General features: G+C 52.8%; 15 protein-coding genes. 4 read left to right on the top strand and 11 right to left on the bottom strand.

The features are described 5' to 3' along the window. From F1529_RS17635 to F1529_RS15765, 3 genes are all read left to right on the top strand, one after another. On the top strand, positions 1–295 hold a 295-nt coding region (locus F1529_RS17635), incomplete at its 5' end, for a DUF3147 family protein (RefSeq protein WP_230457817.1). 743 nt (positions 296–1,038) lie between these two features. Beyond that, positions 1,039–1,740, top strand: a complete 702-nt coding sequence (locus F1529_RS15770) for an inovirus Gp2 family protein (protein WP_155136214.1) — start codon at positions 1,039–1,041, stop codon at positions 1,738–1,740. Between the two features lie 58 nt (positions 1,741–1,798). Next, a complete protein-coding gene (locus tag F1529_RS15765; RefSeq protein ID WP_035249040.1) occupies positions 1,799–1,996 on the top strand; it encodes an AlpA family transcriptional regulator in 198 nt (65 codons plus the stop codon). Positions 1,997–2,228: 232 nt separating this feature from the next. Here the strand turns inward: F1529_RS15765 and F1529_RS15760 are convergent, their stop codons facing one another. Together F1529_RS15760 and F1529_RS15755 are read right to left on the bottom strand one after the other, a co-directional pair. Then, complete coding sequence (locus F1529_RS15760; protein WP_155136211.1) at positions 2,229–2,585, bottom strand: hypothetical protein; 357 nt, start codon at positions 2,583–2,585, stop codon at positions 2,229–2,231. An 80-nt stretch (positions 2,586–2,665) separates the two neighbouring features. Then, positions 2,666–7,312 (bottom strand): PKD domain-containing protein, encoded by a 4,647-nt coding sequence (locus tag F1529_RS15755; RefSeq protein ID WP_155136208.1) that lies wholly within the window; start codon positions 7,310–7,312, stop codon positions 2,666–2,668. 184 nt (positions 7,313–7,496) lie between these two features. Here F1529_RS15755 and F1529_RS15750 point away from each other — a divergent pair, with 184 nt between their 5' ends. Beyond that, the gene (locus F1529_RS15750) at positions 7,497–7,829 is read left to right on the top strand and encodes a helix-turn-helix domain-containing protein (protein WP_155136205.1); all 333 of its coding nucleotides are present in this window, start codon (positions 7,497–7,499) and stop codon (positions 7,827–7,829) included. Here F1529_RS15750 and F1529_RS15745 read toward each other — a convergent pair. The 9 genes from F1529_RS15745 to F1529_RS15705 all read right to left on the bottom strand — a co-directional run bounded on the left by F1529_RS15745 (position 7,826) and on the right by F1529_RS15705 (position 15,585). Further along, on the bottom strand, positions 7,826–8,707 hold the full coding sequence (locus F1529_RS15745; protein ID WP_155136202.1) for a hydrolase or metal-binding protein: 882 nt from the start codon (positions 8,705–8,707) through the stop codon (positions 7,826–7,828). The genes F1529_RS15750 and F1529_RS15745 overlap by 4 nt on opposite strands. A 98-nt stretch (positions 8,708–8,805) precedes the next feature. Further along, positions 8,806–9,813 (bottom strand): YqaJ viral recombinase family protein, encoded by a 1,008-nt coding sequence (locus F1529_RS15740; protein ID WP_155136199.1) that lies wholly within the window; start codon positions 9,811–9,813, stop codon positions 8,806–8,808. Continuing rightward, the gene (locus F1529_RS15735; RefSeq protein ID WP_230457816.1) at positions 9,810–10,310 is read right to left on the bottom strand and encodes a hypothetical protein; all 501 of its coding nucleotides are present in this window, start codon (positions 10,308–10,310) and stop codon (positions 9,810–9,812) included. The genes F1529_RS15740 and F1529_RS15735 overlap by 4 nt, the downstream gene beginning before the upstream one ends. A gap of 84 nt (positions 10,311–10,394) precedes the next feature. After that, positions 10,395–11,363, bottom strand: a complete 969-nt coding sequence (locus F1529_RS15730) for a DUF932 domain-containing protein (protein ID WP_155136196.1) — start codon at positions 11,361–11,363, stop codon at positions 10,395–10,397. 99 nt (positions 11,364–11,462) lie between these two features. Further along, the gene (locus tag F1529_RS15725) at positions 11,463–11,957 is read right to left on the bottom strand and encodes a RadC family protein (protein WP_155136194.1); all 495 of its coding nucleotides are present in this window, start codon (positions 11,955–11,957) and stop codon (positions 11,463–11,465) included. A 77-nt stretch (positions 11,958–12,034) separates the two neighbouring features. Then, the gene (locus tag F1529_RS17630; protein WP_230457942.1) at positions 12,035–12,229 is read right to left on the bottom strand and encodes a hypothetical protein; all 195 of its coding nucleotides are present in this window, start codon (positions 12,227–12,229) and stop codon (positions 12,035–12,037) included. Between the two features lie 208 nt (positions 12,230–12,437). Further along, a complete protein-coding gene (locus F1529_RS15715; protein WP_230457815.1) occupies positions 12,438–13,247 on the bottom strand; it encodes a hypothetical protein in 810 nt (269 codons plus the stop codon). Then, on the bottom strand, positions 13,248–14,438 hold the full coding sequence (locus F1529_RS15710) for a nucleotidyltransferase (RefSeq protein ID WP_196220419.1): 1,191 nt from the start codon (positions 14,436–14,438) through the stop codon (positions 13,248–13,250). Next, positions 14,428–15,585: an SAVED domain-containing protein gene (locus tag F1529_RS15705; RefSeq protein WP_155136187.1), complete on the bottom strand. Its 1,158-nt coding sequence runs from the start codon at positions 15,583–15,585 to the stop codon at positions 14,428–14,430. Before F1529_RS15705 ends, F1529_RS15710 begins: the two co-directional genes overlap by 11 nt.

Below are 15,585 nucleotides of genomic sequence, written 5' to 3'. Positions count from 1 at the left end.
TGAGCTGGCTAAGCAGAGCGATAGGGTAGGGGCGCTATTGGCGTCACTACCTGTCGTTACATTAATGGTCTTGGTGTGGCTTTATTTTGAGGGCCAGCCCACCGTCAAACTGGCCAATCATGCTTGGTATACCTTTTGGTACGTGCTCCCAACCCTGCCAATGTTCGCCTTATTCCCAGCAATGCTTGAGCGCTGGGGGTTTTGGCTGGCTTTATTAGTTTCAGCTTTTTTGACCGTTTTTTGTTTTGCTCTGCTTGCTTTCTTGGTAAAGCGATGGGGAATTGATCTATGGTGAGGAAGGAAAATGATTGTTTGCGCGGTTATGACTGGGAAAGAACTGCGAAGGGATAAAGCTTCGTGGCGAAAATAAAAAACGCTACCAAGTTAAGATGAATTGCCTCAGTACCGTGCCGCAGTTGATGCGACTAAATGAACTTACATTCAGTAAGCTTTCGTAACGCTGGAGGCCGTGGGTTTACGGCGAGGATTTTTGGAAAGCGACGGTGTCAAGGCTGAGTTGCACCATAATGCTATGTTCGGGCTCTCAGTTTCCTTAGAAATTGGTTGCGGTCGTTTTATCTGGCGGAACGATTATGTATCAATATTACATCGGCTGTGGAAGATCGATATGCCGCCGACGACCGATTAAGGTTGGGCCTGAATAGGGCTCAGATTTTAGCTATTCTCTCAGGTTCGTAGCTTGGCCTATCGGATCAGAGAGAGATGACTCTAACTCTGCGTAGTTGTGTGAAGAAATGCCCCGTTACGTATTCATAAATAGTGGTTTAACTGGATAGTTCTATTTGTGGACCTGTTTGACGGTGAGAACCAGAAATCTGGGGTGTTTTATGCTGGGTCGCCCTTTGTTCAGGGTCGGTAATAGATATATATAGTCATATAGTCACTTAGCCAGCCCACTTGTGAAGGCTGGTAAGTGCAGTTGGTTGAGTCACAGGCAGGCTGGACCAAACCAGCCTGCTTATGAGTAAATTTCAACCAGTGCGCTGGTACCTATGAAGAAACCATAGGTGCCAGACAATGAGAAAACGACATTCCAGTAACACCAACCTCAAACTCCACTATGAACCCGTCTGGGAAGGCTTGCCGGTACTGGCAAGGCCTGACCGTCCACTCGCGGTGAATTACCTCAAATCTATCCGGTCTACTTTGGACCGGGCCTTACATGACCATCCACGAACCTGTGTTATCCATTTCGTTGCTAGGCTGCCGTACGGTAGGTCCGGCCCCAAAGGGGGGTTGGCAAGCGGCTTCATCAAATCCCTTCGTTCGCAGATCAGGTGCGATTTGAAGCGTAAGCGTGGTCAAGGTAAGCGAGTTCATGATTGCCAGGTTCGCATGATCTGGTGTCGTGAGTTCGGCGGGGAAGGGCAGCCTCACTACCATATTGCCATTATGGTCAATAGAGATGCTTACTCGGTTTTAGGGCGTATCGCGGGTCAGCCGGAGGCCGACTACCCGTGGTGGCTGGAGGAAGGCCAAGCGGTCAGCAATATGGCGGAACGTATCCAGCGAGCATGGAACCGCGCTCTTGAGAAGACAGGGAACCAAGGAATCGGTTTAGTCCATTTCCCTGATAGCCCGGTCCAGCTGATTTCAAAAGGGTCGTCTATGTATACCGCGCAATATCATGAGGTGTTCAGGCGCATGAGCTACCTGGCAAAGGTGGAAACCAAGCTTTATGACGACGGGCACCGGAACTTTGGGTGCAGTCAGGGCTGAGGAAAGTAAGTTTTTACGTTGCTGCGCTATCGCATGAACGAATGACGAGGAGAATTTCATGCGATTCATGAGGCTAACAGAAGTGATCAAGGATACCGGTCTTGGCCGTTCTTCTATCTACAAGCGTATTGCTGAGGGGGAATTCCCCAAACCCGTGCCGCTTGGGGGAAGAACGGTTGGCTGGGTATCTGATGAAATCGAGGCCTGGATTCTGGAGAGGATTGAGGAGAGGGATTGCCAGGAAGTGCCTCATTGACCGGCTATTGGACTTTCGTGGTTCATGGATGGCTGCGAGGTTTTGTATCAGATGAAAGCAGGAGGGGGGGCCAATTTGTAATGGTAGACCCCGGTACCAATAGGACCGGGGAGGTTTAATGCCAATTGATCGAGACCTTGGAGCGTAGTAGGCGAGGAAAACGGGGACTATCCGAGAGATGTTCTGCTCGAGTATCCACACACGGCATGACGGTGCTGTTACCAATAAGGCGCTAATCTTTCTTATACAGCACTGTCACTTTGCCGGCAGGTTTGTTTTTCCCGATCTCGTAATCAGGGTTAAAGGTGGCTAGGTTATGTGCGGCGATGCCAATCACTGAGGCAAAGCCAGTAACCTGGGTAAAGCCAGTCGGGATAGCGAAGCTGGCTAAGGAGGCCGCCCGGTATTCAGTGTATACCCGGCAACGGAATCCTTTCTTTTCAATCGCTCCTTCGACCTTATTTACCACTGAGCTGATGTTCTTAACCGCGACTATCTGAAAGGAGGCTTTCTTAGATATTAGCTCAGAAAGCTTCTCTGTTGTTATTTCCTCGGAAGTGTATTTGGCAATATCAATATTCTTGCTCATTGTTGGTCCTTAACGGGGTAAGAGATCGTATTGGTATAGCGCAGCAAGAGCTGCGCTGTTTGGTATTTATATGTGGCTTGTTACTGCTCAAGGATGGTTCCTGTTTCTTCATAGAAGGCGGCCATTCCTGCCCGGACTTTTCCTCCCATTTCAGTAAAATGGCCACCTAGGTAGACTTTCCCATTTCCCAGAATAATTGAGCGGGCAAGTGCGTATTGATCAGGCTTTGGTCGCCAATTTGTTAACTGGCCATCAAATCCGAATGAGGCCAGGCAGCAGTGGTTAAGCTTCATGCCATTGATCTCATGAAATGCACCGCTGACGTAAATCTCATTACTTCCAACGGCGATGGCAGCAGGGATAAAACCGGCATAATTGGTAATGCTGGGGTTCCAAGTTGCTAGACTGCCGGACAAGCCAAAGGCTGCTAGGCCGTTTCGGTCCTCGGGATGCGCGTAATCAAACCGACCACCGGCATAAATCGTATCTTCTTTGATTGCCAGAGAAGTGACTTGGCCGTTTACTATTGGCCACCAGCTTGTGAGATGACCGGATTTGTCAAAAGCGGTTAGATATTTCCTGTTCTGGCTGTTGGCTTGAGTGAAATTTCCACCGACATAGATTCGATTACCATATGTTTCCATTGCGGAAACCAAAGTCCCATTAATTTCAGGGCTCCAACTTGTAAGCGATCCCGTTTCATTCAAGGCAGCGAGTCGGTTTCTTTCAGTATCGTTTACGGACGTGAAGATGCCTGCTATGTAAATGACGCCATCATCATATTTTAGGATATCAACCCGGTTGTTGGCTGAAGGTGACCAGGCCATGATATTTCCTGCTGTATCAACGGCGGCTAGATGATTGCGGCTTTCATCGTCTACCCTGCTGAACTCGCCACCAAAATAAATAGTGTCGCCGGCCACTGTGAGTGTTATTACTAATCCATCAACAGATGGTTTCCACTCTGTAAGGTTTTCTTCATTGTCGAATGCTGCCAAGCCGTTTCGGGGAAAAAGACCTAACTGTGAGAAATTGCCGCCGATGTAGATCGCATTTTTTTGAGTGGATAGGGTTCTGATAGATGGGTTTGAGCCAGCATGGCCTCGACCCAATGTGATGCTCCAGTCATTAAGCTTTCCATTGCTATCGACAGATGCAGCATGAGGCCGAGCAATACCGTTTACATGATCGAAAGAGCCTACTAGGTAAATGGTTTCGTCCTCTGTAGAGGAGATGGAATAAACTTCACCGTCAGTTGTAGGGCTCCAAGGCGTAATATTTCCATTCAGGTCAAGACTGGCAATATTGCTCCGTGCTTCGCCTTCTATGTGGGTGAAATTGCCACCGAGGTAGATCCGGCCTCCTGATTCATAAAGGCAGCGAACCGCAGTGCCTTCTACATCTGGAGACCAGTTTGTCAGTTGGCCATTGTTATCAATAGCAGCGAGCTTTCCTCTCACTTTGCCGTCGATAGAGCTGAATGAGCCACCAGCATAGACAATGCCGTCATGGACCATTAGATCCATAACAGAGCCATCGACGGATATGCTCCAGTCACTGGAATCAGAGTTCCTTCCTATGGCATAAATGCTGTCTGCGGAGGAGATGTATATATAATTGTTGTCAATTTCAATATTGCTGGCGCCACTTGATACTGGCTGCCAGTTTTTTAGTGAACCGCTAAATTTCCAGCTGTTTTGGCTCGTTTGGTAATAAGCATTGAAAGCAGCAAGTTTAGGCCTTTCTTGTTCATTGATTTCGGTGAAAGTGCCGCCGATATAGATGGCTTCTCTATCGGCTGCTATAACGGATACTGAGTTGTTAATTGATGGAGCCCAGTCTGTCAGAACACCTTGGTTATTGATGTGGGCTAGGTTGTTTCTGGGTTTTCCATCAACGCTTGAAAAGTCGCCACCTATGTACCAGCCTCCAAGTCCATCAGTTTCAATCGCGTTGACCTTGCCTTTGACTCTTGGCATTCCAAGGGGTTGGGCATTTTCTCCGGAGGAGAACGCTTCGGCGCTACCGATAGATATGCCTATAGTGGTAAATCCGCCGGCAATATAACGTGTTCCATCAGGACCAATGGCCTGGGCACCGACACCGGTATCAACGCCCCACGGAGCCGTTCTGAACCGACTCCATGAGACAATCACGCCGTTTTCTTCCAGAGCGATGTAGTACGGTTTCCTTGTTGAGAGGCTGGTCAGGGCGTATCCAGACCGTACATCGGTAACCAGTGTGGCTCCGTAGGCTGCATAGTTATCCAGCTCAATGTCTGGGGTGTCGCTGATATACAGGTTATAGGCGCTGTCAGTATTTTCCGGCCAATTTACCGTTGCCTTCCTGGGGCCTTCGACTTGTATGTTGAGGCTTCCTTCGTGCAATGAGTCTTTCCAGGGAATGACGGGTATGGCGGGAATGCCGCTCACTTCCTGGCTCTCTTCGCTTTCGGCAGAGGCTAGAGTTGCGGTCACGACAAGGTGGTAGGTTTGTCCATTGACCAGCCCTGAGAGAGTGATGGGGCTGCCAGAATAGGATTCTTTAGCGCCACCCTGAAGATCCTGATAGTTAGACGGCGTCACGCCGGGTTCTGTGGCGTAATAGAGGTTGTAACTCGTGGCATCGTCAACACTGTCCCAATTCACGATTAGCTGACCATCTCCTGGTTTGACGGTCAGATTCTCCGGTTTGGTCAGGTTAGTCTTGAACATGGCGGAAAGTGTCAGATCTTCATCTATGTCCTTGTCAGTACGGGAGGAGGTACTCAGGCCATCACTCCATTGGGAAAAAGAAAACCCGGTATCAGGGACGGCAGTCACGGGACTGCCATCGCTGCCTTCCATTACAACTTGGTGGGTGTCGCCAGTTAGCGTTCCACCGGGTCCAGCGTTGTAGGACAAGGTGTATTCTTTTGGTGTGGCGGTAATGATTACCTGGGCAATTGCGCTGGCGACACCATTACTAACGGTTAGTTGGAGCGAGTATTTGCCCGGTAGATCAGCAGTAAAGTTGGGTGTGGCAATGCCGGTATCCGACAGCACGGACTGACTGGCTGAAGGTTTGTCGGCAAATTGCCATTGATAACTAAGGGAGTCGCCATCGTCGTCGTAGCTGCTGCTTCCATCCAGGTTAACCAGATCTCCCGCGACGACAGTCTGGTCACTGCCAGCCAATGCGATGGGGGCGGCATTTGCCTTGGTTGCGGTAATGGTAACTTGATCAGGGGCGCTTTGTTCTTCGCCGTCACTGACAATCAGCTCCACGATATAGATGCCCGTAAGGTCAGCTTCAAAACTTGGAGCGATGTTGTCAGCATCTGCCAATACCGCACTGCTGCCTTCCGGGTATGAGACGAACCGCCATTGGTACGACAAGCTATCGTCATCCGCATCTTGGCTATTCGCGCCATTGAGGGTAATGGTGTCGCCTGTGTATGCGGACTGGTCCTCGCCGGCATCGGCGCTTGGGGCGGTGTTTGGGTGAGTTGCCGTTACCGTGATTTCTGACAGTGGGCTGTCGGCTTTGCCATCATTGACGGTCAGGCCGATGCGATATTGTCCTGATAGATCCGCAATAAAGGTCGGAACGATGGCCTCAGGGTTGCTGATTGATGATTGGCTGCTTGCAGGTCGGGACAGGAGGTGCCAGTGGTAGGTGAGGGGGTCATTATCCGGGTCTCGGCTAGCGCTGCCGTTCAGGTTGACGGTATCTCCCGTCTGAACTACCTGGTCTTCGCCTGCGAATGCCACGGGTGGCGAATTCGCTTTGGTGGCCGTTACGGTCACATTGTCTGGCAGGCTGTCCTCGCGACCGTCATTTACTATCAGTGACAGCACATAATCGCCTGGCAGGTCAGCGATGAAGCTGGGGGCGCTGAGACTAGCGCCGGTTAATGCTGCGGTACTGGATGCAGGTTTGGATACGAATGCCCAGTGGAAGCCAAGGGGGTCGCCGTCTGCGTCCTGACTGGCTGCACCGTTCAATGTAATGGTTTCACCAGTGATGACGTTCTGATCAGGTCCCGCATTGGCAGTCGGGCGACTGTTGGTCGTGCTTGCCAGGATGCGTGTTTCATCGGCGATACTGTCCACGGTGCCGTCATTCACGATCAGCGTCACGCGGTATTCACCATCGATATCAGGCGTGAAGGCAGGTTGTGCGCTGTTCGCATTTGCCAAACTAACCAGGCTTCCTGCGGGCTTGCTTGAAAATGACCATTGATAGGTGATCGGGTCACCATCAGCATCACTGCTTTGACGGCCATCCAGATTAACCACGCTGCCTGTAGCGATGGCGCGATCAGGGCCTGCATTGGCGACGGGGGCGCTGTTCTGCTTAGTGGCTGTTACTGAGACGGTCGCGACCTCACTATTGCTTTGCCCATCGTTGACCACCAACGCCAGTTCATAAAGACCGCTCTCATCAGCAGTGAACCGGGGTTTGGGGCTGGTCGGTGAGGTCAGTGTGGCAGAGCTCGCTACGGGGATTGCGGTGAACTGCCAATGGTAGGTAAGGGAGTCGCCATCTGCGTCGTGACTGGCAGAACCATCAAGGATTACGACATCGCCGGTTTTGACGTTTTGCAAGTGGCCGGCATCCGCCACGGGGGCGGTATTAACTTTGTCTGGAGCAGCTGGGTTACTTGATCCACCCCCACCGCCTCCGCCACATCCGCTAATAGCCAAGCAGGCAGAAAATAGGCTGCATCCGATCAACCGAATCATTGTGTTTCCCCCAAGGGCATCTGTACTTATCCGTGAATACTGGAAGGTGTGTCTCGGTTTGAGTGTTATGTAATTCAAGACTCACCAAGTATTGCAATGCGATACTATTAAGGTCAAGCATTACAGTACGACAGAGGTATGGTGCTGCCGTAGCGTTACTCTATCTGATTGATGGAGTGGCGTGATGAGCTTTCCTGAGCGCCTGAAGGCGGCACGGTTGGCGTTGGGCTTGACGCAGGAACAGCTGGGCTTCGAGCTGGAAGTGACGAAATCCACTATTTCTGCTTGGGAAAATGGCCGTGATGCGCCGGGATTCCGGCTGCTGCCAAAGTTGAAAGTGGTCCTTGGGTTATCGCTGGATCATTTGATCTGTGGTGACGCTGTTGAGGGTGTGTCAGCGTCGGCGAATAAGTATGGCGCACAGGTGCGTAATGACGCCGAAGCCCAACTGCTCAAGAGCTACCGGCGCCTCCCTGTCAAACGGCGCGAAGGCCTGTTGGCCATGATTGATGACTAGGCTGTCTTCTTCTCGGCCAGCTTCTGGCTGAGCCCCTTTGAGGGCTGCGGTTGAGTCTTGTTCGATGTGACCGCGCCTTCCGGCGTGAACTCCTCCACAACCTGCAAGCCTTCCTCCTCTGAATATTCGAACTGAGCATTAAGCAGGCCCGCTTCGGCAATTGTGTCTAATGCTGCTTGATTGATGCCTTGGCTTTCTCGATGTTTGGCGGCCTCCCTGGCTTGGTTAACTGCGTCTTCCATGCTTACTCCTATTCGCAGTGTCAGGTCCACGTAGTAGATCGGTGCCCGGTGGCTCTGGGTGGTGCTCTTGCCGCGAAGTTTCAGTTCCAGTGGCAGGGTGGCGAGGTTGCCGCCGCTGATAGCATGAAAATAACGCAGCCGTGCCGCCAGGGTACGGATACTGTTATACCCGGTGGTGCGGAACACGAAGCAGCCCAGTTCATCCTCTTCCCCGACCCGTACATACAGCCGCCCGTAGGGTTTGCATAGATCGTGGGCGCCGAATTCGCATAGGTCGGGTGACGGGCAGGGCAGCTGCTCCAGACCCTGGTCGGTGCGGCGACGGCAGATCTCCCCGTCACCACTGCACAGGGGGCGGCCACTCCTGCGCTCGAAGAAGGTGTACTCTGCCCGCAGATTCAGGTCCGGATCATTGAAGGGCAGGGTGACAGGAATGCTGCGTAGCTTCTTGCCTTGTACCTCCTGGCGCAGGGCATCATCCAGTGGGTGTGGTAGCCAGCCCTCCCGGGTCTGGATCTGGGTGGTGATAGTGAATTGGTCGTCTTTCTCCGGCAGACGCTTGCCGTTCTTTTCCACCATGCGGCCAATACTGATACGGCCAATCACGGGGGGAGTAATCGCGAGTCCTTTGATCATGGGAATCTCCTGTTATCAATAAACCACACAGCCGCCGGGCAGGGCCCGGCGCTTATGCTGTGAGGCGTAGGGTATTGAGAGGGGTAATGCGAGAACGATCAGGCGTTGGGCTTGACCAGGAATCGGCGACTGCCAGCCCGGTGCTTGGGGAATTGCTGCAGTAGCGCGGGTTGCGCCTTGAGCAGGGCGTCAGTGTCGAGCACCGTGCTGTCCTTGCTGCGCTTCCAGCTCACCAGGCCATCCAGGAAGTAAGCCCGAGCGGCATCACCCATGCGTTGCTGGATGCGCTGCTTGAGCCGAGCTTCCCGTTCGGCCAGACGGGCCAGGCGCTCCCGGATATCCAGCATCTCGCTGAAGTCGCCGTTGAGTGCGGTGTCTTCAATGAGGTCCAGGGCTTCACCGTCGCCGTGGGGATAGAGTGCCCGCAGTGCCTGATCGGCAGAGTCGGAGCCATCGGCGTCGGGTGGCGTATCGGTCTCCACCTGATGCCAAAAGGCCCGTTCCAGTTCGATCAGTTCCTTGACGACCTCCTCATCCCGCTCGATGCGGTGTACCTGCAGCTCCTGCCCGCAGATCAGCACCGCCACGTCCGCCGCCTGTTTGCCGGTGACGGCCAGTTGATGCTGCACCTGGCACTGGATGTACTCCGGTACTCCATCGGCCCAGAGCCGCGCACCATTAAGGCCGGTGGTTTTGCACTCAAGGATCTGCACCTCTGGATTTCCCACAACGGAATAATCCAGATTGGCCAGCATCCAGGACTTGTCTGCATCCGGGTGCTGGAGCACGGCATTTACCCGCCGCACTTTGTTGCCCGTCGCCTTGCCGTAGGCTTCAGCCACCTTGGGTTCAAGCAGGTTGCCCCAGTACAGCGGGGTATGAATGTCGTCAGGATCGGGGGCCGGTAACAAGCCATCCCGACCGGTCTTGATCATCCACAATTCCAGCGGTGACTGATACGGGTTGAGCCCCACCGCCGCAGCGGCATCGCTGGCGCCGATACCTTGCTTGCGAACCTTGAGCCACTGCTCCCGGTTCATGCCCTTGGTGGACACCAGGCGCAGCGCCGGACGGGATGAGGGTTTGATAGCGCGGGGCGTGCTCATGAGTGACCTCCTTCCAGTTGGGTCAGCCGCTCGGTAAAGCGATCATGGAGATTGATCAGCCGATGGGTCTGGGGTGTCTGATCCGTAGGGACCTCATGACTGCCGCCCTGGCTGAAGAAGGTGACCACCAGATCGGTGATCATCTGTTGGATGTCGGCGTTGGACGGCAAATTGCCGTCATTCTTGAGCAGATAGGCGCCCAGCTGTTCGCCCAGAATGGACACCACCTCGTACTCGAACACCCCAGGAAACCCTTGCGGGCCGTACCAGTAGGGCTGTACCTTTTTCCAGATATCGGGGATGAGGTCACACAGGGTGCTGATCAGTTCGATACAGCCATTACCCCAGATCTCCAGAAGCCGGGTGCCGCGCTCTCTGTTCAGCATCACCCCTTCATGAAGAAAGGCACCCCAAATGGCGGCCAGATGCGGTGAGAGGGGTGGCGCAGAGAGGCTGACTTCGGGTGTCGCGCTGCTATCGGGATTACGTTCTGTCATGGTCAGGCTCCAAACAATAAAAAGCCCGACCGGCACAGAGCGGGTCGGGCTTTAGTCGAGGGAAAAGAATGAGTAGGGAATCAGTCAGGTCACCAGTTCCAGAGTCTGGCTCAGGGCCCGCTGCTTGATCTGGGCACCCTTGCCGAACCAGGCAGAATCCAGCCGGTTGTCGGTGCTGCGGGCGCGGCGTTCGTGGTCCACGAACTCGGTCACGGCATTGAGCAGGCCGTAGGCTGTGTTCTTGGCAGACGGCAACTCCGCACCGCGACCGGCCCCGTCATACAACGCCAGGGCCTTCTTCATGGCCTGTTCGTTGGGTTTCACCAGCATGTCACCAGAGGAGTAGTTCACATCGGTGAAGACCGAGCGCATGACTTTCTCGGCGGTCTTGCGGGTGATGCGCCGCTCGCTGAGAGTTTTCAACCGGTACATGAAGTCATCCCAGGCGGAGACGGAGATCCCCAGCTGTTTCTTGACGGCCTGGGCATCAAAGGTGGTGTTGTGGCGGACCTTCACCGCCTGGCCGGCACCATTCAGGGCTACCGCCAGGGTGTTGTTGCACACCACCCGGATGCTGGTGAACTGAGCGGTGGTAGCCAATGTGCCGTCACAGGCAGTAGCCAGCAGCACATAGCCGTTGGTCTGGTCATTGCCTGCCAAGGAACCCGTTTGCCCGGTGCGGGCCAAAGCCCACAGTTTGCGGCCCCCTTTAAGGACGCCAGCGGTTTCCAGCTCAAAACCAGAGCGCTCGGTGAGATCTCGATAAAACTCCAGGATCTGCCGGGGCTGAACCACCTTGAAGCGGTTACTCACTACGGACAGAGGCGCCTGATTGTCGGAGCGAAACAGGACTTTCTGATCCGGGAAGGATGAGATTTGCCCGAGGGCGCCGGCCTCACTGCTAATGAAGCGAACAGGGGTCTCACGGATCTCCCAGTCCATGCCGGCTTCCTGCATCCAGACATTGAGGGGTTGTTGGCTGGCGAGCTGGTTGCCCAACCCATGCCAGGGGGTACGGCCTGCATAGGCCATGCTTTCGACAAGATGTGCCATGGTAAATCTCCAAGAATAACGATGAGCCCGAAACGGGCGGATTAACGAATGAGAAGAGGGGGTGGGTCAGGGGTAGAGCAAAAGCCGAAGAGGGGCGGCTCAGAGCCAGCCGCGCTGGGCTAGGCTGACCCACTCGGAGCGGGACACGACGAAGTGATCCAGTACCCGCACATCGATCAGTGCCAGAGCGTCCTTCAGCCGGGTGGTGATGGTGCGATCAGCTTGGGAGGGCTCACAGCACCCGGAGGGATGGTTGTGGGCGAAGATCACGGCAGCGGCATTGCAGGCCAGGGCCTGCTGTACCACCACACGGGGATACACCGCCGCGCCATCAATGGTGCCGTTGAACAAGGGCTCGAAACTGAGCACCTTGTGTTTGTTGTTGAGGAAGATGGCCGCGAAGACCTCGTTCTTCTCCTGGGCCAGGACCATCTGCAGGAACTGGGCGACATCGGTGGGCGCGGTCAGCGCTTCCCGGTCAGTGAGCTCATCCAGCAGGATGGTGGCAGCCGTACTGACAATCTCTTCAGGCTTCACGCAGCCCTGTACGTGGTACAGGCCCTGCTCGTTCTTTACGAAAGTGGGGATATCCATAGAAACTCCAAAACGGCATAAAAAAGCCCGCACAAGGCGGGCTCTGGCATGCAGTGAAAGGGGGCGCGAAATACGGTTTAATCAGTGTCGATTCGAAAGGCGTGGCCGCAATCCAGGCATTGCAGGTTGTCGAGAAAGGATTGGTCGAGCTTGTCACCGAGAGCGGCACCGGCCTCTCCGCCGGCAACACCTCCAATCAGACCGCCAATCACGGCTCCGGCGATGCCGCCGAGTAGAGATCCTGCCGGACCCGCGACATAGCCCAGTGTCATGCCCACACGGGCACCACTGGTGGCTGCAGCTACCCCACTAGCGGCACCAGCAGCTGTGCCGACGGAGCCACATACTCTGCGTCCGTTGTGGAGTGCTGATACCCGGATAGATTGGCAGCTGGGGCATTGTATGATCATGAAACCTCCATGAAATGGGATCAGGAAGGCCATTCCTTCCTGGCTTCGTGGAGGTGGTATGTATTTGAGATTATTTGGAATATAGGAGAAATATTGAGTAACGGTGATCTGAGCCGATCAGGTGGTAGGCTGGATGGCAAGAAAGGGAGGGAGTGATGAGTAATTGTAAGCTGTCAGTTTTTTTACCCGTAGAGCCTGTAGATCGAGACTTCTTTTTAGGTTTTTCAAGTGGCTTAAAGGATTCCTTCAAATGCTGACGGAACCAGCGGCGGCGCGCAGTTTTACGGAAATCCGCTAATGTAAAACGATAATCACAGAGGCCTAGTCTAAGACCGCAACCACAGGGGCAAGTTAATTTGTTGGATTCTCTCTTACGCCTCCCGAGAGCCCTCAATGCACGCAAAACAGCCAATTTCCCACTGATTCCGAACATTTCTCCGTAATCATCGGCTAATCCCTGTTCGCCATGCGCAAGTTCACCATAAGGGAAAATGCCGAACTCAATGCGATGCGTGACAGCATATAAAAATCGGTCAACGATATTTTCAAAAAAAGCTGTGAGAGAATGATTATTCTGTAAAATAAATTTTATTCTAAATTCTGATCCTAAACAAAAAGAGCCATCGGTATATGTATGATATTCCTGGCTACGAGGGATATACCTTCCCTCATCGATAACCTGAGGCAGCTTTTCAGGATAGGCTCGAGGTATGATCACCCTGAGTTGATACATTTTATCAACGAGCTGGCTACCTGCGAGCTGTGCTCTCAAGTGATACCTTCCCGACAGTGCAATCGAATCGTCGTTGAGTTCCGCGATCCTGATTCCAGGATGAACAGAGAGAAAACCCTCTAGCCCCAAAGAGTCCCAATGCTGCATTTATTGGTTAAACCATGGTTTCGGAGAAGAGGGGGGGATTTCTTTGGTTGGCGTCAACGCTGCCGTAGACAGCCCTAATGTCTTTGCAACAGAGGATGTAGCAAGTTTAACATCTAGGCCGCGGTCAGCCGCTTCGACCACAATGCGGCTTTCATTCTGCGAGCACAGCGCTTTAAAATCGGCCCTGGCTTGATAGAGCCATTTGTAGAAATTCTCCTTCAGCTTGTGCTTTTCTGAAGCAGGATCATACCATTTATCAGCAAAATCTTCGGCTGGGTTTACAGGGTTTGGAACTAGGGGCGCTGTGTTATTGATGTGCTCGTCCATGCAGGACAGGATATTGGTTAAGGCCGAAACCAAGTCTGTCTCACCGTTATAAGTTTTCGATGCCAAGGTAGTGATAATAACGGAAATGGGTTTGGTGTCCTCATTCTCCTTGAACATTGTATCGCGGTGTCGCTTCAATAGCTGAATTGCCTGTTGTAATGGGGTCTTCCATTGATAGTAAGGCAGGCTATCAATACTGGCCTTGATAACGCCCTCGCGCTCATTGATAAGAGATTGTGCTGTTTTCATGCGTGTTTCAAACCAGCGAGCATAGCCTTCAGGGTTGCTGACCCTCCAGTTATCATTAGCAACCCTGTATCCAGGGTCAGTATTGTCCGTTATGGACACAGCAAGACCGGATACATTTTGGGCAAGCGCATCTTCAAAGTGAGAAGTTTCAATCATTCGCGCTTTCAAGATATTTCTACCGCGTTCATTTTCAGGAATACAAGGAACGATATCCATGTGAAAGCGAAGCCCATCGGCATATTCGAGGCGCCAACAACGCTTTTTCTCGGCTAGCTCTTCCTTGATCCCCCTTGCGTTGCGATATTTCTCCAGCTCAACGCCAACGTGCTTTTTCAGTTGTTCTTGCGTAATATCAATTTTACTTAACCCTTGCCTCAGATTGCACCCCATATCAAGGTCATACTCTTCACCAGAATCGGGCTTGATGGCCGTCCCCAGCCTGAACGAACCTTGCGAGAAGACAAGCGGATCGTATTCAGCGCAGCTTGATTCCTCACGGTGTAGCCACTCACCGATATCTTTATACCTATTCCCCGCTTTCTCATAGGCGCTGTCCGGCAGCTGAATCTCTTCAAGGATACTTTTTAGAACTTCGTTACTCCGATTAGACAGCATGTAAATCACCTTTCAGTTCAATGGCTTTAATAAATTCCTGGGTCTCAATATCGTGGTCATAAATCAACCATGGCATATCGGCCTTGGGCATTCTTGTCCGCCCGAATTCAATAGCGCATGACACTGGCATCACGGGAAAGATGTGGAGCGGCGTTGCCTCTCCGTGTTCGCTCTTGATTTCGACAATCAGACTTCTCAGGTGCTTTCTGAACAGAGCAAGTTTCTGCTTGTCCTGCATAAAATCGTTATGCGGATTATCGAGGGTTATTTCCCAGATTGATGTATCCTCACCGATCACCCTGGTGATGCGCTCATGGGAGACATGATCGCTCAGCGATACAATCAGTGCAGGCTTCCCGTTAAAGTTATCCGGTTTGTTTATGATGTAATCAAATTCATCTTCACACTCCTGCCACGCCCAGCTTTTTGGCTCTCTATGAAGCTGGTAAGTCTCCACGTCGATTTTATCGGTGAACAAAGAGCCAAGCTGTATGAGTAAGGGCTGGGGGGCGAGCGCAAACACAGAAAAATGCTTGCAAGGCTCATCTTCAATAATCGACAGGATTTTCCGCTGGAAGGCTTTCAGGAGATGCTGTGATTCTGTTTGCCAGTATTGCGGTGAGCTGTCATTCAGCTCCGATGTCATGGAAACTAGCACAGGCCGTTCGGTAGCCGGATACCATTGCGGAAAAATTGCCTCAACGCAGGCATAGTATTGGATCGGCGATTTCTCGGAGCCGATATTAGCGCCATACAGCACGACATTAGATTTTTTGTCAGGGGCAATGCCCGTTACAATTTCCACGCGCTGTTCATGTTGCGTCTTCCAAGCAATCAAAAGGTCGGCAGGATATCGATCTGCGCCGCCAGCTTGATCGATTTTTTTATGGCAGTCGTAGCACATCAGCATCAGATTACTGACATCATTGAGGGCGTGGAGATTACATTTATACGGTCCGCGTCCCCGAGTCCCGTTCTCTGAGAATGCGTAGATATGGGCTTTCTGGGCAGCATTGACAGATTCTTGCGTCACGCAGGATGTATGGAGCAGCCTGTTGTGACCCTTAAACTGACAGCGACCAGCGGCTCGCGCCCAGAGCTCTCGCTGAGCCTGATCGGTTATATGTCTCGTAACTTCTGCAACCAT

The organism is Alcanivorax sp. VBW004 (genome assembly GCF_009718865.1).
In the GTDB taxonomy this organism is placed as follows: domain Bacteria; phylum Pseudomonadota; class Gammaproteobacteria; order Pseudomonadales; family Alcanivoracaceae; genus Alcanivorax.
Note: the sequence above shows the minus strand (reverse complement) of the source record. Positions and strands in the feature narration are given on the sequence as shown.